Genomic DNA, 20,259 nt, shown 5'->3' with positions numbered 1-20,259 from the left:
ACTTATACTGAACCGCCCCTGCAGCCCAGCTGCAGGGGCGGTTCTCTTTGTGCGTGAGAAAGTTGCGCTCTCAGAAGGTTGTGCGAGAGAGGGCCATGGATAAGCGAAGCCCGCTGAAACATTGACTCAAGAAGCCGCTATCACTTCCGTGATAGCGGCTTCCTTGTTTATTGATCAGTGCGGAGGGTGAAGTACGGCAGTACTCTGCTGATGATCAGTCTCATGGGCAGGCATTCCACGTTCTCGGGAGATATTCTTTCTACTGCAGAACCTGATCGATGACTGCGATGTCATTGAATACCACGCACGGGACGACTCATGAACAAGCGCAAGGAGGCGGCATGTCGAGGTACTTTTCATTTATCCCATCAAGGTCATTGCTGGCAGGGTTGATGGTGCTCTTGATAGGTCTGATGGCTTCAGAGGTGGCATCTGCTGGTGAGCGTGAAGAGAAGATAAAACGTTGCCAGTTCATCAAGAACAAGATCGAATATTATACTGGCATGCGTCGTGGCGGTGGGTCTTCAGGCCAGATGCGTAGTTGGCAGTCTCAGCGCAATGACTACAAGCAGCGTTATCGGGACGAGAACTGTACGCGGGTCCGAACGGCACTGAAGTGATCTGCATCTCGTGACAATGGCGGTGGTTGCAGCACGACCCCTTGGCTGCAAGTCAGAACAAACGATGCCCCTCATGAGTGCTTCTCAAGAGGGGCATCGTCGTTCCATCGATCGTTCAGGAGCGTTGGCGCAGGCGCGTCAGCCCTTCCTGAGCGCTGGACGCGACCAATTCGCCATGGCGATTGTAGAGGCTGCCGCGCGAGAAGCTGCGAGCACCGCCTGCCCACGGGCTATCCATCTCGTACAGCAACCAGTCGTTGACGCGAACATCCTGGTGGAACCAGAGTGAGTGATCCAGGCTGGCCATCTGCAGCTCCGGGGAGCCGAAGCGTACACCGTGTCCTCCCAGCGCAGTGGCCAGCAGGTTGAAGTCGGAGCTGTAGGTCAGGAGATAACGGTGCAGAGCATCATCTTCCGGCAGCTCGCCTGAAAGACGGAACCAGAGGCGCTGACGAGGTGGCGCTGATGACGCGCCCTCGCTTGTCGTAGCCGGGGCCTTCATGCGCAGGAACTCGATGGGATGGCCCTCGTAACGCTCGATGCGTGCCCCCTGTTCGATCAACTGCTCAGGGGATTCGATATCGGGCATGGCGAGCTGATGCGTGAAGCCCTCTTCCTTGCCATGGAAGGAGGCGCTGCAGAAGAAGATGGTCTTGCCGTTCTGGATGGCGCTGATGCGTCGGGTCGTGAAGCTGCCGCCATCACGTACGCCATCGACCTGGTAGACGACTGGCTTGTGAGCATCCCCCGGGCGAAGAAAGTAGCCATGCATCGAATGCACCTTCCGTTCCGAGGGTACGGTGCGTGTCGCGGCGGACAACGCTTGGCCAAGTACCTGCCCCCCGAACAGTTGTGGAAAGCCGAGATCCTGGCTGTGACCCCGGAAGAGATTCTCTTCCAGAGTTTCCAGCCCCAGCAAGGTGACGAGTGATTCAAGCGGTGTCGGTGAAGCGTCGGTCATCGTCCCATCCTTCAGGAAAAAGAGTCACGGCAAGCGGCTTTGATACGAGCAAATGAGCGCGTTGGCATTAGTCGGTATCATGTCGCTTGCGCCAATGACATCAGGATACCGGAGAATGACGGTGAGCGACGAGAGCGTGAGGTCTGAGGCGGCGATGCCTCGCAAGGATCAGTACTACATGCACCGCGCCCTGGATCAGGCGCGGCTGGCATTGGATGTTGGAGAGGTGCCGGTGGGGGCCGTCGTGGTGAACCCACAGGGGGAGATCATCGGGAGCGGGTTCAATGCCCCGGTGGGGACTCCGGATCCGACGGCACACGCTGAGATTCAGGCACTGCGTTCAGCAGCGGCCAGGCTTGGCAACTATCGGCTTGATGACTGCACGCTCTATGTCACCCTCGAGCCCTGCATGATGTGCAGTGGCGCCCTGATCCACGCCCGTGTGGCGCGCGTGGTATATGGTGCCGCTGAGCCAAAGACGGGGATGGTGGAGTCTCGGGCCAACCTCTTCGTGCAGCCGTGGCATAACCATCAGGTACAGATAGAAGGTGGGGTGCTGGCTGCCCAGGCGAAACGCCTGCTCAAGCAGTTCTTCGCCGAGCGGCGCGCTGCCGCGTTGCCAACCGATGCGTCATCCTGACTCGGCGCTTGCCATGACCCTGCGATGAAGCCTGTGCTTCAAGGGAGAATGAGGCTTCAGGCGGCGACCTGGACCTGATTGCGCCCACTGGACTTGGCGCGATACAGCGCCTCATCCGCAGCCTGGAGCAGTGCTTCCAGTCGCAGAGGCGCTCTGGCCACGCAGGCCATGCCAACCGAGACGGTGACGACACTGTCCGTGGCAGGCTGGGGGAGACCTGCCGCCTGTACGGCACGACGTAGCTCTTCCGCGAGCGTCCGGCCGACAGCACGGGGGCATTCGGGGATGCAGACGACGAATTCCTCGCCGCCGAAACGTGCCAGAATCCCTCCCGCTGCCTCGACAGGCGCTCGCGATACCGAGGCTATCTTCTGCAGGTAGCGATCGCCCTCGAGGTGCCCCAGCTTGTCGTTGATCGATTTGAAGAAATCGATGTCCAGTATCATCACCGTCAGTGGCATCTGGCCATTGAAGGTCTGCACCTGCTCGAGGAAATAACGGCGATTGGGGAGCTGGGTCAGCTCATCATGACGTGCCAGCCATTGTATCTCGTTCTGCAGTCGCTCTCGGCGCGTCATCTCTTCCTTCAGGGCATCGTTGGCTTGCTTGACGATGCCATGCTCCTGGGAGACGCGGCGGTACATGTAGACCACCAGGAAGAGCAGATACGAGAGCATGATGCCGGTCAGGAGCGTGACTTCTGGCAGGCGGCCACGGCTTGCCGCGAGGTAATGCTGCGTCGGCTGCAAGCCCAGCGTCAGGTCCGTGGCGGGAAGTTCGATGGGGATTCGATGCCCCCAGGGAGCAAGACGGCTTTCCGGGCCTACATGAATGTAGACATTGCTGCGTTCTGACAACGTGATGGCAAAGGCATCATTGCGGGCGGCATCCAGTGCCTGGTCCAGCAGCGGTGCCAGATCTACCACCATGGCGATGGCGCCGAGGATGTCGCCATCACGCGGATTGCGCACAGGCAGGTAGGACACCATGCCCTTGCCGCCCTGCAGGAGATCGATGATGCCGGTGTGGCCTTCAATGCCCAGCTCCAGCGGATTGCGCAGGGGGGTATCTGGCTGGGCATCAAATAGCCTCACGCCCAGCAGATCATGGTTGCCGCCCTTGTCGGGGAATACCAGAGTCACCACGCTGTCGGGATCAATGAAGGCGATATTCTGGAAGTAATTGAAATCATTGTAATAATTTCGTGCCAGACGTTGCCATTCACCCCGTGAAGGTGTCTGCCCCATCAGGCTCCAGAAGCCGGCGAAGCGCCGCATGGCATTGAGTTGATCATCGATCTCGCGTGACAGCTGTGTCGCGATCTTGTCGCCCAGTACATAGGTCGCCTGGTTGATGCGGTTGTTCTCATCCTTTGTCTGCTGTTGCCACGCCAGAAGACAGACGAGCGTGATGGAGGCAGAGATGGCCAGGGGCAGCACGTTGCGTCGCCACATGCGAGTGAGCGCTGGCAGCAGATCCAGCCATTGTGCAGCCAGAAGCAATCCCAGGAAGGCAAGCAGCGTGGTTCGCTCCACCCCTACCAGTGGCATGCTGGCCACGGAGAGACTCGGGTCGGCGATGATGGCGAAGATCAGTATGAGAGTCGTCTGCGCCAGCTGTATCGTGGCGCCGAAGCCCAGGCGCATCCGCAAGAGAGAACAGCAGTTGAGCCCCAGGCATGCCAGCAGAATCAGAATCGGAGGGCGAATGTTGGCGACATGCCAGTCACCGGGCAGGGCGGTCAGCAACGCGCCCCAATGATCGACACCGACCCAGCTTTCCGGCAAGAGAAAGGTGCAGGTAAGCACCAGGTTGATGAGCAGGGACATGCCGAGAAACAGTGGACTGAGGAACAGGTTTCGCCAGTGCCACGCAGTCTGCCCTGCCGCCTGCAATGTCAGCATGATCAACAGCAGTGCATTGGCTTCGTGGCCGGCGCGAGGCCAGAGGCCCAGCAAGGCGACGCCGAAGGCAAGCAGGCCAAGCAACATCAAGATGAATCTGCGTGTCATTCCCTGTCCTTAGAAGCTCCTGATGCACCACGCCCCGTGCGCGCTTTTCTCGCCTGTCACGAGTCGCCGACAGGTTTCCCACTACCTTGTTCATGGATCACAGGATCGGGGGGACGGTATCGAAGGGATTGTTGTCCCCTTCATCATCGGTTATCTGGCGCTCATTCAGCTGATAGAACTGCTGCTGACTGCGGTAAACATAGTTGAGTATTTCATAATACCGCCGGATGTTGCGTACATAGATGACAGGCTCACCACCGCGGGCATAGCCATAACGTACCTGTTGATACCATTGGCGTTTCTGCAGCAGAGGCAGCGCCTCGCGCACATCCTTCCAGTGGTCGGGGTTGCCACCCTTCATGCGCACGATACGCCTGGCATCCAGCAGGTGCCCGAGACCGACATTGTAGGCTGCCAATGTCATCCAGGTCCGGTCCGGCTCCTGAATTCCTTCGGGAAGACGTCCCTTTATACTCACAAGATAGCGTGACCCGCCATCGATACTCTGGACGGGGTCCAAACGATTGGCCACGTTCATCTCGCGGGCGGTGGCGTTGGTCAGCATCATCAGCCCACGTACCCCGGTAGGTGACGTCGCTTTCGGTTGCCAATGGGATTCCTGGTACCCCACCGCCGCCAGCAGTTTCCAATCGATGCCGGTATCGCGAGCGGCTTGCTTGAAGGTATCGATGTAGCGCGGGAGCCGCTCTCGTGCCTGGCGGATGAAGGTACGCGCGCCCACATATTCCAGATAGTCATCATGCCCGAAGTACTGGTCGACCAGCTGGTCCAGGGTGCCATCCTCGCTGCGTGTCTCGAGAAAATCGTTGGCAGCGCTCAGCAAGGAGATATCTCCCTGCGCCGGGAAGGCCCAGGCCAGAGTCAATGGGTCCCCCACGGTGAAACCGTTCTCCACATTGGGGAAGAACAGCCGATTGAGCTTGAACTGGTGGGCGTAGACGACCGCCACGTCCAGGCTGTCTTCCTCGATGCGCTGCAGGAGGTCGGCCACCTCGAGTTCGCCGGTTTCCTTCCAGCTGAGCTCGGGAAGCTGCTGTTGAAGCTCATGCAGAATCAGGCTGGTACCGGCTCCCTTGATGACGCCGATCCGCTTGCCGACCAGATCTTCAAGCTTTCTGGGCGGTTGCATTCCGCGTCGATAGACCACCATCGCCTGCAGTTCGAGAATCGGTCGAGTGAAGCGCAGCCCCTGCTCTGACAGGTCAAGAGGGAGGGTGGCGGCGGCAAAATCGGCCTGATCATCACGCACGCTTCGGGTGAGGGATTCGATATTGTGTTCTGCATCCATCGACAGGCTGACGCCGAGGTAGTCGGCAAAGTCTCGCGCCAGCTCATACTCGAAACCGGTGGGGCCCTGACGGCCACGGTAGTAGGTGGTCGGGCTGTTGCGAGTCACCACCTGAAGGAAGTCGCGCGTGCGAACATCGTCAAGCCGGGAGGGCGGGGCGATCAGGGTCTTTTCCGGCAACAGCAGGGCCAGCGCCATCACCACGAGCGCAAGCCACCGGCGCGAATGGCGCAGCAGTGCTTGCAGGGGCGTGATGAGGGAGGAAAGCGAGGTCTTGAGCATGCGTCAGCATCATTCACGGCAGGGGTTTCACCATACCGACAGCGCTTCACACTGTCATCCAACGCATGTGACTGTCGGGCTTCGTTCACGGGCGGCTTTCACGTATGATATGCGCTTGCTGCCGCCGCTCGGCGGTTGTCCGTTCACGCTGCTTCAGAGGCTTTCCCTGACCATGCTCGAACTGCGAGGCGCGCCTGCCCTTTCCGCCTTCCGTCACTCCCGTCTACTGGCTGCATTGCGCGAGCTGGTGCCGGAGGTGGAATCCCTTCATGCCGAGTACCTGCATCTGGCCGAGGTCGATGGTGAACTGAGCAGTACCGACCGGACCACGCTCGAGCGTCTGCTGGACTACGGCCCCAGTCGCGACGAGAGTTCTCCCGAAGGTCATCTCTTCCTCGTCGTTCCCCGCCTCGGCACGCTGTCGCCCTGGTCTTCCAAGGCCACCGACATCGCTGCCAACTGTGGTCTCCCGCAAGTCCGCCGCCTCGAACGTGGCATCGCCTATCGCATCAAGCTCGACGCCCCTCTGAGCGAAGAACTCTTCGCCACGCTGTCTTCCCGCCTGCACGACCGCATGACCGAAACGGTGCTGACGCGTACTCAGGACGCGGCGCGCCTCTTCCAGCATCAGGCCCCGGCAAAGCTTGCCCATGTCGACATCCTCGGCGGTGGTCGTGACGCCCTGGTGCAGGCCAATGGCTCTCTGGGCCTGGCACTGGCGGATGACGAGATCGATTATCTGGTCGAGTCCTTCAAGACTCTGGGCCGCAATCCTGCCGACATCGAACTGATGATGTTTGCCCAGGCGAACTCCGAGCATTGCCGCCACAAGATCTTCAATGCGGACTGGACCATCGACGGCGAAGCGCAGTCGCACTCGCTGTTCAAGATGATCAAGAACACCTACCAGCATCATCCGGATGGCGTGCTGTCCGCCTACAGTGACAATGCCGCCGTCATGGCAGGCCCGACTGCCGGGCGTTACTTCCCGACAGGCGAAGGCCACATCTATACCTACCATCAGGAACCTATCAACATCCTGATGAAGGTCGAGACTCACAACCACCCGACCGCCATCGCCCCCTATCCGGGCGCCGCGACCGGTGCCGGTGGCGAGATTCGTGATGAAGGCGCGACCGGTGTCGGCTCCAAGCCGAAAGCGGGTCTGACCGGCTTCAGCGTCTCCAACCTGCGTATCCCGGGCTTCGAACAGCCGTGGGAGCACGACTACGGCAAGCCGGAGCGCATCAAGACCGCCTACGACATCATGCTCGAAGGTCCGATCGGTGGCGCTGCCTTCAACAACGAATTCGGCCGCCCCAACCTCAACGGCTACTTCCGTACCTATGAGCAGGATGCCTTCGGCGCCGGTGGCATCGAGCGTCGCGGCTATCACAAGCCGATCATGCTGGCGGGCGGCTACGGCAACATCCGCAGCCAGCACGTCGAGAAGGGCGACATTCCGGTCGGCGCCAAGCTGATCGTGATGGGTGGCCCGGCGATGCTGATCGGTCTGGGTGGCGGTGCCGCCTCTTCCATGGCCTCCGGCAGCTCCAGCGAAGACCTCGACTTCGCCTCCGTGCAGCGTGACAACGCCGAGATGGAGCGTCGCGTGCAGGAAGTCATCGATCGCTGCTGGGCGCTGGATGACAAGAACCCGATCTGCTTCATCCACGATGTCGGCGCGGGCGGTCTGTCCAACGCACTGCCGGAGCTGGTCAAGGATGGCGGTCGCGGTGGTCTGTTCGATCTGCGCGCCGTGCCGAGCGCCGAATCCGGCATGAGCCCGCTGGAAATCTGGTGCAACGAATCCCAGGAGCGCTACGTGCTGGCGGTGGCGCCGGAGAATCTGGCCACCTTCGAAGCGCTGTGCGAGCGTGAGCGCTGCCTCTACGCCGTGGTCGGGGAAGCACTGGAAGAGCACGAGCTGATCGTCAAGGACGGTCACTTCGATACGCGTCCGGTCGACCTGCCGATGGACGTGCTGTTCGGCAAGCCGCCCAAGATGTCACGCAGCTTCGAGCGTCAGGCGCTGGAACTGCCGGCACTGGCACTGGACAACCTCGACCCGCGTGAAGCGATGACCCGTGTGCTGCAGCTGCCCACCGTCGCCTCCAAGAAATTCCTGATCACCATCGGTGACCGCTCGATCACCGGCATGGTCGCGCGTGACCAGATGGTCGGTCCGTGGCAGGTGCCGGTGGCGGATTGCGCCGTCACCACCAGCTCCCTCGACAGCCACGTCGGTGAAGCGATGGCGATGGGCGAGCGCACGCCGGTCGCGCTGATCTCGCCGGCCGCCTCCGCGCGTCTGGCCGTGGCCGAGGTGATCACCAACCTCGCTGCCGCGCCGATCGCCAAGCTGTCTGACATCAAGCTCTCCGCCAACTGGATGAGCGCTGCCGATCACACCGGCGAGAATCAGGCGCTGTTTGATGCCGTCCACGCCGTCGGCATGGAACTGTGCCCGGCGCTGGATCTGACCATTCCGGTCGGCAAGGACTCGATGTCCATGCGTACCGCCTGGCAGGACGAGAACGGCGAAGACAAGTCGATCACCGCGCCGCTGTCGCTGGTGATGACAGGCTTCGCGCCGGTCACCGACGCCATGCGTACCCTCACGCCGCAGCTGCGTCGCACGCTGAATGGCGAGGCCGTGGAGACGGACCTGATCCTGATCGATCTCGGCCATGGCGCTCACCGTCTCGGTGGCTCCGCGCTGGCGCAGGTCTATGGACAGGTCGGCAATGACGCGCCGGATCTTGCCAAGCCGGAAGACCTCAAGCACTTCTTCGAGGCCATCCAGCGCTTCAATGTCGAAGGCAAGCTGCTGGCCTATCACGACCGCAGCGACGGCGGCCTGTTGACCACCCTGATGGAAATGTCCTTCGCGGGACGTGTCGGTCTCGACATCTCCCTCGACTGGACCGCCGCCGAGCCGGGGCAGGCCACCGGCGCGCTGTTCGCGGAAGAGCTGGGTGCCGTGGTGCAGGTGCGTCGCGAGCACACCGAGTCCATTCTCGCCGAGCTCAAGGCCGTGGGTCTCGAGCACAGTGGCGTGATCGCCACGCCGCGTCATGATGAGCAGATCAACATCACGCTGCTGGGCCAGAACCTGCTCTCCACCACGCGTGCCAGTGCCGAGCGTCTGTGGGCCGAGACCAGCTATCGCATGCAGGCCGCGCGTGACAACGCCGATTGCGCCAAGAGCGAATTCGAGTCCATCAACGACGTGCGTGATCCGGGTCTCTCCGTCCAGGCCACCTTCGACGTCAACGAGGACATCGCGGCGCCGTACCTGAACACCGGTGCACGTCCGCGCATGGCGATCCTGCGTGAGCAGGGCGTCAATGGTCAGCTCGAGATGGCGGCAAGCTTCGACCGCGCCGGCTTCGAGGCGGTGGACGTCCACATGAGCGACATCCTTGAAGGGCGTGTCGATCTGGACACCATGCGGGGTCTGGTCGCCTGTGGCGGCTTCTCCTACGGTGACGTGCTGGGCGCCGGCGGCGGCTGGGCCAAGTCGGTGCTGTTCAATGCGCGTGCGCGTGAACAGTTCGAGCGCTTCTTCCAGCGTGACGACAGCTTCGCGCTGGGCGTCTGCAACGGTTGCCAGATGCTCTCCCAGCTCAAGGAGCTGATCCCGGGTGCCGAGGCCTGGCCGCGCTTCGTGCGCAACGAGTCCGAGCAGTTCGAGGCGCGTGTCGCGATGGTCGAGGTCGAGAAGAGTGCCTCGCTGTTCCTCGATGGCATGGAAGGCTCGCGCCTGCCGATCGCCATCGCGCATGGTGAAGGGCGTGCCGAGTTCCGCGACAGCGCTCACCTGCGCAAGATGCAGAGCAGCGGCCAGGTGGCACTGCGCTACGTCGACAACTATGGCCAGACCACCACGCGTTATCCGGCCAACCCGAACGGCTCGCCGTCCGGTATCACTGGTCTCACCACCAACGACGGGCGCGTCACCATCATGATGCCGCACCCGGAGCGTGTGGCGCGCGCCGTCACCAACTCCTGGCGTCCGGATGACTGGGAGCAGGATGGCGCCTGGTTGCGCATGTTCCGCAATGCACGTCGTTGGGTCGATTGATCCCGCGAGAGTGCGCAATGCACAGGTGATGATTGCCTGACCGACGCCCCCATGGTGAACGCCATGGGGGCGTCTTGCGTTCTGACTGACGCGCGAGCCGATTGGCTGGCGGCATCTGGCTCCCTCAACGTGGCGTTCCACGTCGTGAGCTGGGTGTCGGACGCCGGGTGGCTTAAGGTGGGGGATGCCTCGAGGTCTGGGGCACGAATCCCTGCCTGACACATTACAAGGATGTCGTGATGAAGCTGAAATGGTCGCTGTTGCCGCGTTATTCCGTCTTTCTGCTCTGTGTGCTGGGGGCTCTCGTCTGTCTGCTTCTGACGATGCAGACCCCCTGGGTGTGGCCGCTGGCCGTGATCTTTCTGCTGTTGGTCGCCGTCGGCATCAACGACATGCGGCAGTCGGATTACGCCGTGCGGCGCAACTACCCGGTGATCGGCAACATGCGCTATCTGTTCAAGGCGCTGCGCCCGGAGATGCGTCAGTACCTGTTCGAGTCGGATACCGACCAGCTACCGTTCTCCCACAAGCAACGTGAGCTGGTCTATGCCCGCGGACGCCAGCGCAATTCCTCGCAGCCCTTCGGTACCTTGCTGGATGTCTACTCCGACAGTTACGAATTCATCGGACACTCGATGCAGACCTCCGAAGTGCCTGACTTTCGTGACTTCCGTCTGACGATCGGCAATACGCAGTGTGCGCAGCCCTACAGTGCCTCGCTGTTCAACATCTCGGCGATGAGTTTCGGTTCGCTGAGTGGCAATGCCATCCGTGCGCTCAACAAGGGCGCGATGCTGGGAGGATTCGCGCACGATACCGGCGAGGGCAGCATCAGCCCCTACCATCGGGAATTCGCCGGCGATCTGATCTGGGAGCTGGGCAGTGGCTATTTCGGCTGCCGCACCGCGAAGGGGGACTTCGATGCCGAGAAGTTCGCCCGTCAGGCGGCCAGCGAGCAAGTGAAGATGATCGAGATAAAGCTGAGCCAGGGAGCCAAGCCGGGGCATGGCGGTGTGCTGCCAGCCAGCAAGATCAGCCGCGAGATCGCCGAGACGCGTGACATTCCGATGGGCGAGGACTGCATCTCACCGGCCAGTCACAGCGCCTTCAGTACCCCTGTCGAGTTGCTGGAGTTCATCCAGCGGCTGAGAGAGCTGTCCGGCGGCAAGCCGGTCGGGTTCAAGATGTGTCTGGGCCAGCCCTGGGAGTTCATGGCCATCGTCAAGGCAATGCGCGAAACGGGAATCGTGCCGGACTTCATCGTGGTGGATGGCAGCGAGGGCGGCACCGGAGCCGCGCCGACGGAATTCACTGATCACCTCGGGACACCGCTGCGCGAAGGGCTGCTGTTCGTCCACAACACCCTGGTGGGCGCGGGGCTGCGTGATGACGTGCGCATCGGCGCCAGTGGCAAGATCATCAGTGCCTTCGATATCGCCTGCGTGCTGGCCTTGGGAGCGGATTGGGTCAATGCCGCGCGCGGTTACATGTTCGCCCTGGGCTGCATCCAGTCGCTGAGCTGTCATACCAACAAGTGTCCGACGGGCATCGCCACCCAGGATGATTTGCGACAGAAGTCGCTGGTGGTGGAAGACAAGGCCGAGCAGGTCCGGCACTTCCATCACAACACCCTGCATGCGCTGGCGGAAATCATCGCGGCCTCGGGGCTCTCGACGCCGTGGCAGATCACTCCGGACCATCTCGTGCATCGCGTGTCGGAGAATGAGGTGCGTCTGTTCTCGCACCTGCACCCCTTCCTGACGCCCGGCGCCTTGCTCAAGGAAGCGGACGATTTCCCCTTCTATCGCCGCGTGTGGGCGATGGCTCAGGCGGACAGCTTCCAGTCACGCTCGCTGGCAGACGTCTCGGGTGCCAAGCGCGAATAGAAGTCATGCAAGAGGGTGCCTTGCGATGTCGATTGGCCGGGTGTGGACCCTCTGCGACCAAACGACCGTTTCATGATGGCGTGCGGACAGCCACACTGGACCTCGAGATTGCGCTATCTGTCAGGTGTCTCGCAGATACCTCATGTCGACATGGGCATTGGCTGCCCGTCGTGTCTCGTGAGCAATCGCTGACCGCCGTTTCATTCGCCGTTCGAGGGAGCCGCCATGAGTGATGCCGCAAAGTGCCCGTCCGCACGCCGCGTGACAGTGATGATCAATGAGCATGTCGCCGATGTGCGCCTCAATCGACCCGACAAGCACAATGGACTCGACTGGGCGATGATCGATGCCATCCTCGGTGCTCAGGCAGAGTTGCGGGCGCGTGCCGAGGAGGGAGGGCTGCGTGCCATCGTGCTATCCGGGGAAGGCGCCAGTTTCTGCGCGGGGCTCGACATGGCCGCCATCATGGGAGAGGCCGCGCGGGTGCCGCAGTTGCTCGTCGCGGGGGCCAATGGCTGCACGCCTGAGCGCAATACCGTTCAGCAGCTGGCACTGGGCTGGCGGGATGCCGGCGTACCGGTGATCGCGGCCCTGCAGGGCAATGTCTTCGGGGGCGGGCTGCAGATCGCGCTGGGAGCGGATGTCCGGCTGTGTGATCCGGATGCGCGCCTGGCGGTGCTCGAGATCGACTGGGGCATCATTCCTGACATGGGCATCAGCGTCACGGCACGTGGAGTGCGGCCTGACTGGTTGCATGAACTGAGCTGGAGCGGCCGCAAGGTTGCCGCCCGCGAGGCCCAGGAAGCCGGGCTCGTGACGCGCCTGGTCTCCAACCCGCGGGAAGAGGCACTGGCGCTCGCGCGGGAGATAGCGACACGTTCTCCCAGGGCGATTCGCTGCATCACCCGGCTATATGCCGAGGCGCTGGCGGCACCGGAGGGCGAGGCACTTGCCCTGGAGGCCAGGCTGCAATCCGGCTTGCTCGGCCAGCCGGAGCACATGGAATGTGTTGGCGCCAGGCTTGAAGGCCGCACGCCGCGCTTCTGAGCGCACCTGACCTTCATTCGGGTTATCCACACCCGGTCGCTTTACCGCCGGGGGGCGGGATCAGGATAATGGGTCTTCTGCAGGTGGGTGGCTGCCTCATCCCTCATGGGCGGCCATTGCCCCTCAACCTGTGCCCCTTTTACGTGACCCGGCGAGCTCTCATGTCTGCACCACTCTTTCTGATCATGCCGCTGCCCATGGCCGGCCCACGTGTCCTTGCAGGGAACGGCCGGCATGTTTGAACTACGTCCCTATCAGCAGGAAGCCGTCCGGCGCACCGTGGAGCATTTCCGCAAGAGTGACGAGGCGGCGGTGGTCGTGCTGCCCACCGGCAGCGGCAAGTCACTGGTGATCGCGGAGCTTGCGCGTATCGCGCGCGGGCGCGTGCTGGTGCTGGCGCATGTGCGCGAGCTGGTCGAGCAGAATCACGCCAAGTACGAATCCTATGGCAAGGAAGCCGACATCTTCAGTGCCGGCCTCAAGCGCAAGCAGGCCGCGCGTCAGGTGGTGTTCGGCTCGGTGCAGTCGGTGGTGCGCAATCTCGCGGCCTTCACGCCAGGTGAGCAGACAGGTGCGTTCACGCTGCTGGTGATCGACGAGTGTCACCGGGTCTCGCTGGAGAAGGACGCCAGCTATCGCAAGGTCATCCATCATCTGCGTGAGCAAAATCCACGCCTCAAGGTGCTGGGGCTGACGGCGACGCCGTATCGCCTCGGGCAGGGCTTCATCTTCCATCGTCATTATCACGGCATGGTGCGCGGTGATGACGACTGCTTCTTCCGTGACTGCGTGTTCGAGCAACCGTTGCGCCTGATGGTACGCCAGGGCTTTCTGAGCGAGCCGCGGCGTGTCGATGTCGCCGTGGCGCGCTATGACTTCTCGCAGCTGGCACCGGGGATCGGCGGCAGCTTCCAGGAAGCCGAGCTCAACGAGGTGGTGCAGGGCTCACGCGCGACGCCAGGCATCGTGCTGGATATCGTCACCCAGGCACGCGAGCGACGTGGGGTGATGGTGTTCTGCTCCACCGTCGAGCATGCCGAGGAGGTCACGGGGCTCCTGCCCGAGGGTGAGGCGGCGTTGATCACCGGTGAGACGCCCGGCGATGAGCGCGAGCGCCTGATCCATGCCTTCAAGGCGCAGCAGCTCAAGTATCTGGTCAACGTGGCGGTGCTCACCACCGGCTTCGATGCCCCGCACGTGGACCTGATCGCCATCCTGCGGCCCACCGAATCCGTCAGTCTCTATCAGCAGATCGTCGGGCGTGGGCTGCGCCTGAGTCCCGGCAAGACGGACTGCCTGATTCTCGATTACGCCGGCAATCCCTGGGATCTCTACGCGCCGGAAGTCGCCACACCCAAACCGGCAGGGGATACCGAGGTCGTGCAGGTCGAGTGTCCCGTGTGCGGCAATGCCAATCTGTTCTGGGGGCGCAAGGATGGGGAGCTGGTGGTGGAGCACTTCGGGCGGCGTTGTCAGGGGCTGGTGGAGTCGCCCGACGGCGAGGGCAAGCCGCTGGTGCAGTGCGACTTCCGCTATCGCGCCAAGGCCTGTCCGCAGTGTGGCGAGGCCAATGACATCGCCGCGCGCCATTGTCACGCCTGTCAGGCGCGGCTGGTGGACCCGGATGACAAGCTGCGCGATGCGCTCAAGCTGCGCGATGCACGGGTGCTGCGCGTCAGCGGCTGGCAGCTGGAGGAGACGCGCAACGGGCGCGGTCTGCCACGCTTGAAGGTGACCTATTACGACGAGGATGGCACCGATCTGTCCGAGTGGTTCGCGCTCGAGACGTCCGCTCAGCGCCATGCCTTTCGCCTGAGTTTTCTCGCCCGGCACCTGCGGGCGCCGGGCAGTGACTGGGCGCCGAAGGACATCGCCGAGGTATTGGCCGGCGAGGAGCGCCTCAAGGCCCCTGACTTCGTCATCGGGCGCAAGAGCGGCCGCTACTGGCAGATCCGTGACAAGCTGTTCGATTACGCCGGGCGCTATCGCACCGGCATCGCGGCGGGGTGAGTCGTCTGCGTGACGCAGAGCATGACGCCTCCCGTACGAGACACGACGTCACGGGGATGCTGATCGGGGGCCGGGATTGTTAGACTGGCCGCTTCATACGTTTCAGGGAGAACTCACAAGGTGAGTGCCACCGATACCTCGGCCAGGCTGGTGTCCGGCTTACGCCCCAGCGGACACCTGACGCTCGGACACTATCATGCCGTGATCCGACGCTGGACCGAGCTGCAGTACCACCACGATGCCTATTTTCTGATCGCCGACTGGAACGCGCTGGCGGTCAGTGGGCATGCGCCCCATGAAATCGAGCAGTACAGCTGGGCCATGGTCATCGATTGCCTTGCCTGTGGGATCAACCCCAAGGTCGCCACCCTGTTCATCCAGTCGTGGGTGCCGGAGCTGACCGACGTGCACATGATCCTGTCCAGCGTGACGCCCAAGGCATGGCTGGAGCGTTTGCCCAGCTATCGTGAGATGGTGGCGGGACTCGGTGAGCAGCAGGGGGCCAGTTTCGCGATGCTGGGTGCCCCTCTGATGCAGGCGGCCGACATCCTGGCGCTGCGGGGCGAGGTCGTGCCCGCCGGACCGGAACAGCGCGCGCACATCGAGTTCACCCGCGAGGTGGCGAGGCGCTTCAACCATCGTTATGGACGCGACGCCGGCTTCGAGGAGCAGGCGGAGCGGGCCATCGCGCGACTCGGCAAGAAGAGTGGTCGCCTGTATCGCGAATGGCTGAGTGACTATCAGGAAGAGGGGGATCTCGAGGCCTTCGAACGCGCGCGTGGACTGCTGGCCGAGACCAGCAAGCTCAACCGCAATCAGCAGGAGCGCCTGCTCGGCTATCTGGAAGGCGGCGGGCGTCGCATCCTCGGTGAGCCGGAACACTGGCAGGGGGACAGCCAGCCGCTGCTGGGCATGGAGCTCAAGACCCGGCTATCGTCGCATGAGGAGGCCATCTTCCTGCGCAGTGGGCGTGCCGAGATAGACGCCAGCGTGCGCGAGATGCCCACCGACCCCGCGCGGGTGCGGCGCAGTGATCCGGGCGACCCTGAACGTTGCCCGCTGTGGAGTCTGCATGAAAGCTTCACTCCCGAAGCGGACCGCAAGTGGGCGGCCGCAGGCTGTCGTGAGGCCAGTATCGGCTGCCTGGACTGCAAGGGCTGTCTGGTCGAGCATATCGATGCCACCCTGACGCCGATCCGCGATCGCGCCGAGGCGCTGGAAGGCGAGCATGGCAAGGTACGTACCATGATGACCGAGGGTGCCGAGCGTGCCCGGGACACCGTTCGCGATACTCTGGATGAGCTGCGACGCGTGATCGGCCTCACCTATCGCTGATCGGCCTTGCGCAGGGCGTCGCGAATCCGGCAGGTCCCCGCGCCACCATGACCTTCGACCTCATCGCGACTCTCGGTACCATCATGCTCTCGGTACCATCATGACTCTCGGTACCATCATGACTTGGGGGATGGGCCCTGAACGGCTAGAATGCCCGTCCCCCGGTCGCCGTGCGGCTCGATGGTGCCTCCGACGACCCGGTGCATCCTCCGCCCTGGTTCTCCCGACTTCAGCCTCCTGCAGGAGACTTCATGAGCGACCTGCTCGATGGCGCCAGCTTTTCCCTGACCGATGGGCATCAGCCCGCACCGCTGATCACCGCACCTGCAACGGGATCGGCCGTGCTGGCGCGCGTCAACGACACGCCGCTCACCGAGATGCCGCAGGATCTCTACATCCCGCCTGAGGCACTGCGGGTCTTTCTCGAGACCTTCGAGGGGCCGCTGGATCTGCTGCTGTATCTCATCCGTCGTCAGAACCTCGACATCCTCGCCATCAACGTCGCGGCCATCACGCATCAGTACATCGAGTACGTCGAGCTGATGCACGCCATGCAGATCGACCTTGCCGGGGAATATCTGCTGATGGCCGCGATGCTGGCGGAGATCAAGTCGCGCAGCCTGCTGCCGCGCCAGCCGAAGGAGAGTGATGATGACGAGGAAGAGGACCCGCGCGCCGAGCTGATTCGGCGTCTGCAGGAGTACGAGCAGACCAAGCTGGCCGCCGAAGGGCTGGACGAGATGCCACGCCAGGGGCGTGACTGGTTCGTCGCCACGGCCGAGCTGCCGGAGCTGGAGACGCGTGTCGTCCACCCTGAAGTGGACCTCTCGGAGCTGCTCGGCGCGCTGTCCGGTCTCTTGCGTCAGGCGGATCTCGTCCAGGCGCACACCATCTCGCGTGAGGTGATGTCGACCCGTGAGCGCATGCTGGCGATCATGAATCTGCTGAGCCACGAGCACTTCACGCCCTTCGAGAGACTGTTCACCCTCGAAGAGGGGCGTGCCGGCGTGGTGGTCAGCTTCATGGCGATTCTGGAGCTGGCCAAGGAGGCGCTGATCGAGGTCGTGCAGAATGCGCCGCTGTCGCCCATTCACGTGCGTGCCCGTACGCCGGAGCCTGACAGCGAGGACGACGAGGACTGGCTGGCACTGGAATTCGCCGACGAAGACGAGGTGGCGGCCGACCAGGGGGCGTTCGAGGATGCGCAGACGTCACCTTCCTTCCCCCCATCCGACGAGCAGGAGAACGCGCCGTCATGAGTTCGCGCGATGCCCCCCTCGACCAGATCATCGAAGCGGCGCTGCTGGCTGCCGGTGAACCGCTGACGCTGGAGCGTCTGGCGGGATTGTTCGATGAATATTCAAGCCCCACCAAGCCTGCGCTGCGTGAGGCACTGGGCCGGCTGGGAGAGCGCCATCCGGCCGACGCCAGTGCGTTGGAGCTGATCGAGACCGCCAGTGGCTGGCGGCTGCGTGTTCGCCAGCAGTTCTCTCCCTGGGTGTCACGGCTGTGGGAAGAACGCCCGCAGCGCTATTCTCGCGCTCTGCTGGAGACGCTGGCGCTGGTGGCCTATCGTCAACCGGTGACCCGCGGTGATATCGAGCAGGTGCGTGGCGTGACGGTCAGCTCTTCCATCATGCGTACCCTGGTCGAGCGCGGCTGGGTGCGGGTGGTCGGGCACCGTGACGTGCCGGGGCGGCCGGCGGTCTTCGCCACCACGCGCCAGTTTCTTGACGACTTCGGGCTCAAGACATTGGAAGAGCTGCCGCCGGTGCATGAACTGAAAGGCTTCGAAGGACTCGAACAGCTGGAAGCGGAGCTGTATGATGTGCCGCCCTCACAGACCTTGCCGCTGCCGGAAGACCCGGATGGCGAGGGCGACGGGGAGGCATCGGCCGATGATGCGCCGGATTCCGCTCCGTCAGGTCCTGATGCGGCAGCCGCTGATGCGACAGCCGTTGATGCGACAGCCGCTGATGCGCCGTCAGCCGAGACTTCCTCGGACACGACTTCCTCGAGCGAGACTTTCTCGGACAAGACTTCCTCGAGCGAGACTTTCTCGGACGAGACGTCTTCAGACGAGACATCGTCAGAGACGAGGGGGGCTCAGGTGCCCGCCGACTGGCAGCCACCGGAGATCACCGCCGAGCAGCTGGAGGAGGCGCTGAAGGCGCGCGCGCTCGATGTCGCGGATGATTCACCGAATACCGCAGGACCCTCCGCCTCACAGGCGGAACATGATCACGCCGGGATGGCGTCCACCGGCTCGGGGTTCGACTTCGCCACGATCGAAGCGCGCCTCAGCCAACGTTTGCGCGGTGCAGAAGATGAGGACGGGGCTGGCGATACGCCACCCAATGACTCCTCCGCTGCCGGGACCGTCGATGATGACGACCCTGCGTAAGCGAAATTCCTATTGATGAAATGGTTCATGTCATGAGCAAGACAGACACTGATAAGCGCAAGGCATCACGCCAGAACGACGGCAAGTCGACCACTGGCAAGGCCTTCGCGGGCGGCAAGGCGACGGATAGCAAGGCGGCTGGCAAGCACGCTGCCAGCAAGGACGGCGCACAGCCGCGTCGCGACATGGGCAAGTCCACCCGTGGCAGCAAGGCCAATGTCGGCAAGAAGCCGGCCGCCGCCGAAGCCCCGGAATTGCGTCCGCTGCCGCCGCAGGCTAAGGGCGACAAGCTGGCCGACGACGAGAAGCTGCAGAAGGTGCTGGCGCGCTCCGGTCTCGGCTCACGCCGTGAGATGGAAGTCGCGATCAGCGCTGGCCGCGTCAAGGTCAACGGCAAGGTCGCCCAGCTGGGAGACCGCGTCGGCCCCAACGACCAGGTCAGCCTCGATGATCGCCCGCAGAACCTCAAGGGTGCCGAGGAAAGTGCGCGCCGCGTCATCATGTACAACAAGCCGGAAGGCGAGCTGTGCACGCGCAAGGACCCGGAAGGCCGTCGTACCGTCTTCGAGCGTCTGCCGCGCCTGAAAGGTGAGCGCTGGATCGCCATCGGTCGTCTGGACATCAACACCAGCGGCCTGTTGCTGTTCACCACCGATGGTGAGCTGGCCAACCGTCTGATGCACCCGTCGACCCAGATCGAGCGTGAATACGCCGTGCGTGTCATGGGTGAGGTCAAGCGCGAGCACGTCGTCAACATGGTCAATGGCGTCATGCTGGAAGATGGCCCGGCGCGCTTCACCGACGTGCAGGAATTCGGCGGCGAAGGCATCAACAGCTGGTTCCACGTGGTGATCATGGAAGGCCGCAACCGTGAGGTTCGTCGTCTGTGGGACTCCCAGGGGCTGACCGTCAGCCGCCTGAAGCGCGTGCGCTACGGCAACATCTTCCTCGACAAGCGCGCTCGCGCCGGCGAGTGGGTGGAGATGGAGCAGAGCGAGATCGATGAACTGTCCACGCTGGCAGGTCTCGAGCACCGCAAGGCGCCGGCCCTAACGCCGGATGAGCAGAACCGCTGGAGCCGCGACAAGCAGAAGCGTCGTCCAGTGCGCGCCATGAAGAAGCCGCCGCAGCGCACACGCAAGCCGCGCTGAGGCTCTGCGGAGATCGCGTGCCTTGCGCTCGCCATCTCCGGCTGGCCTTCCGTGGGCCTGACGTGCATGTCAGCCTCGACATGCCGTCGGCAAGTCTCGCAAGCCCGCGCCTGTCGCGGGATTGCGTGCATCTGGACGGTGGATGGCGTGGGGATCTCGGGGCGCCATGAGCGGTCAAGCTGGTCATTTGCTTGAAGTTTTTTTGCAAAAGACTTGCGTCGTCTCAGGAATGGCGGTATCTTACGCCCCGCTTCGCAAGGGTCGTTAGCTCAGTGGTAGAGCAGTTGGCTTTTAACCAATTGGTCGAAGGTTCGAATCCCTCACGACCCACCATTTCTCGAAATGGTCTCTTGCAAAGCACCCGGCGGCGGGTCGTTAGCTCAGTGGTAGAGCAGTTGGCTTTTAACCAATTGGTCGAAGGTTCGAATCCCTCACGACCCACCATCCGCCACCCAGTTTTGGGTCGTTAGCTCAGTGGTAGAGCAGTTGGCTTTTAACCAATTGGTCGAAGGTTC

At 62.9% G+C, this 20,259-nt stretch carries 12 protein-coding genes, 2 tRNA genes and 1 pseudogene; 12 read left to right on the top strand and 3 right to left on the bottom strand.

What is annotated here, in order from left to right:
- The first annotated feature begins 287 nt into the window (after nucleotides 1-287).
- On the top strand, nucleotides 288-620 hold the full coding sequence (locus tag QD228_RS16950; protein ID WP_279876122.1) for a hypothetical protein: 333 nt from the start codon (nucleotides 288-290) through the stop codon (nucleotides 618-620).
- Between the two features lie 115 nt (nucleotides 621-735).
- Here the strand turns inward: QD228_RS16950 and QD228_RS16945 are convergent, their stop codons facing one another.
- Nucleotides 736-1,581 (bottom strand): acyl-CoA thioesterase II, encoded by an 846-nt coding sequence (locus QD228_RS16945; RefSeq protein ID WP_279876121.1) that lies wholly within the window; start codon nucleotides 1,579-1,581, stop codon nucleotides 736-738.
- A gap of 154 nt (nucleotides 1,582-1,735) precedes the next feature.
- On the opposite strand from QD228_RS16945, the gene tadA reads away from it, so the two are divergent.
- A complete protein-coding gene (gene tadA, locus QD228_RS16940; protein WP_279876120.1) occupies nucleotides 1,736-2,221 on the top strand; it encodes a tRNA adenosine(34) deaminase TadA in 486 nt (161 codons plus the stop codon).
- Nucleotides 2,222-2,277: 56 nt separating this feature from the next.
- On the opposite strand, the gene QD228_RS16935 is transcribed toward tadA, so the two are convergent.
- Both QD228_RS16935 and mltF read right to left on the bottom strand, forming a co-directional pair.
- Nucleotides 2,278-4,233, bottom strand: a complete 1,956-nt coding sequence (locus tag QD228_RS16935; protein ID WP_077380192.1) for a diguanylate cyclase — start codon at nucleotides 4,231-4,233, stop codon at nucleotides 2,278-2,280.
- A 97-nt stretch (nucleotides 4,234-4,330) separates the two neighbouring features.
- Nucleotides 4,331-5,740, bottom strand: a complete 1,410-nt coding sequence (gene mltF, locus QD228_RS16930; RefSeq protein WP_279876123.1) for a membrane-bound lytic murein transglycosylase MltF — start codon at nucleotides 5,738-5,740, stop codon at nucleotides 4,331-4,333.
- 256 nt (nucleotides 5,741-5,996) lie between these two features.
- On the opposite strand from mltF, the gene purL reads away from it, so the two are divergent.
- The 10 genes and pseudogenes from purL to QD228_RS16880 all read left to right on the top strand — a co-directional run bounded on the left by purL (nucleotide 5,997) and on the right by QD228_RS16880 (nucleotide 20,188).
- On the top strand, nucleotides 5,997-9,911 hold the full coding sequence (gene purL / locus QD228_RS16925) for a phosphoribosylformylglycinamidine synthase (protein WP_077380230.1): 3,915 nt from the start codon (nucleotides 5,997-5,999) through the stop codon (nucleotides 9,909-9,911).
- 239 nt (nucleotides 9,912-10,150) lie between these two features.
- Nucleotides 10,151-11,797 (top strand): FMN-binding glutamate synthase family protein, encoded by a 1,647-nt coding sequence (locus tag QD228_RS16920; protein WP_084207877.1) that lies wholly within the window; start codon nucleotides 10,151-10,153, stop codon nucleotides 11,795-11,797.
- 225 nt (nucleotides 11,798-12,022) lie between these two features.
- On the top strand, nucleotides 12,023-12,844 hold the full coding sequence (locus QD228_RS16915) for a crotonase/enoyl-CoA hydratase family protein (RefSeq protein ID WP_191237672.1): 822 nt from the start codon (nucleotides 12,023-12,025) through the stop codon (nucleotides 12,842-12,844).
- A 234-nt stretch (nucleotides 12,845-13,078) separates the two neighbouring features.
- Nucleotides 13,079-14,854, top strand: a complete 1,776-nt coding sequence (locus tag QD228_RS16910; RefSeq protein WP_279876119.1) for a DEAD/DEAH box helicase — start codon at nucleotides 13,079-13,081, stop codon at nucleotides 14,852-14,854.
- A 120-nt stretch (nucleotides 14,855-14,974) separates the two neighbouring features.
- Entirely contained in the window at nucleotides 14,975-16,189 is a 1,215-nt protein-coding gene (locus tag QD228_RS16905; protein WP_169477286.1) for a tryptophan--tRNA ligase, read from the top strand.
- 251 nt (nucleotides 16,190-16,440) lie between these two features.
- Nucleotides 16,441-17,448 (top strand): ScpA family protein, encoded by a 1,008-nt coding sequence (locus QD228_RS16900; protein WP_279876118.1) that lies wholly within the window; start codon nucleotides 16,441-16,443, stop codon nucleotides 17,446-17,448.
- Nucleotides 17,445-17,966: pseudogene (scpB, locus tag QD228_RS16895) on the top strand (SMC-Scp complex subunit ScpB); the annotation flags it as partial. The gene QD228_RS16900 and the pseudogene scpB, both read left to right, overlap by 4 nt.
- A 917-nt stretch (nucleotides 17,967-18,883) precedes the next feature.
- Nucleotides 18,884-19,744 (top strand): 23S rRNA pseudouridine(2605) synthase RluB, encoded by an 861-nt coding sequence (rluB, locus tag QD228_RS16890; RefSeq protein WP_240499734.1) that lies wholly within the window; start codon nucleotides 18,884-18,886, stop codon nucleotides 19,742-19,744.
- A 258-nt stretch (nucleotides 19,745-20,002) separates the two neighbouring features.
- Nucleotides 20,003-20,077 (top strand) — tRNA-Lys (locus tag QD228_RS16885).
- 36 nt (nucleotides 20,078-20,113) lie between these two features.
- Nucleotides 20,114-20,188, top strand: a tRNA-Lys gene (locus tag QD228_RS16880).
- Nucleotides 20,189-20,259: the final 71 nt, after the last annotated feature.

It is taken from the genome of Cobetia sp. 3AK, assembly GCF_029846335.1.
In the GTDB taxonomy this organism is placed as follows: domain Bacteria; phylum Pseudomonadota; class Gammaproteobacteria; order Pseudomonadales; family Halomonadaceae; genus Cobetia; species Cobetia marina.
This window is presented reverse-complemented; position numbering and strand designations above follow the sequence as displayed.

Excerpts from the sequence above, each read along its gene's own strand:
- QD228_RS16950 (WP_279876122.1), top strand. The coding sequence starts at position 288 with ATGTCATTGAATACCACGCACGGGACGACTCATGAACAAGCGCAAGGA.
- QD228_RS16945 (WP_279876121.1), bottom strand. The coding sequence starts at position 1,581 with ATGACCGACGCTTCACCGACACCGCTTGAATCACTCGTCACCTTGCTG.
- tadA (WP_279876120.1), top strand. The coding sequence starts at position 1,736 with ATGCCTCGCAAGGATCAGTACTACATGCACCGCGCCCTGGATCAGGCG.
- QD228_RS16935 (WP_077380192.1), bottom strand. The coding sequence starts at position 4,233 with ATGACACGCAGATTCATCTTGATGTTGCTTGGCCTGCTTGCCTTCGGC.
- mltF (WP_279876123.1), bottom strand. The coding sequence starts at position 5,740 with ATGGCGCTGGCCCTGCTGTTGCCGGAAAAGACCCTGATCGCCCCGCCC.
- purL (WP_077380230.1), top strand. The coding sequence starts at position 5,997 with ATGCTCGAACTGCGAGGCGCGCCTGCCCTTTCCGCCTTCCGTCACTCC.
- QD228_RS16920 (WP_084207877.1), top strand. The coding sequence starts at position 10,151 with ATGAAGCTGAAATGGTCGCTGTTGCCGCGTTATTCCGTCTTTCTGCTC.
- QD228_RS16915 (WP_191237672.1), top strand. The coding sequence starts at position 12,023 with ATGAGTGATGCCGCAAAGTGCCCGTCCGCACGCCGCGTGACAGTGATG.
- QD228_RS16910 (WP_279876119.1), top strand. The coding sequence starts at position 13,079 with ATGTTTGAACTACGTCCCTATCAGCAGGAAGCCGTCCGGCGCACCGTG.
- QD228_RS16900 (WP_279876118.1), top strand. The coding sequence starts at position 16,441 with ATGAGCGACCTGCTCGATGGCGCCAGCTTTTCCCTGACCGATGGGCAT.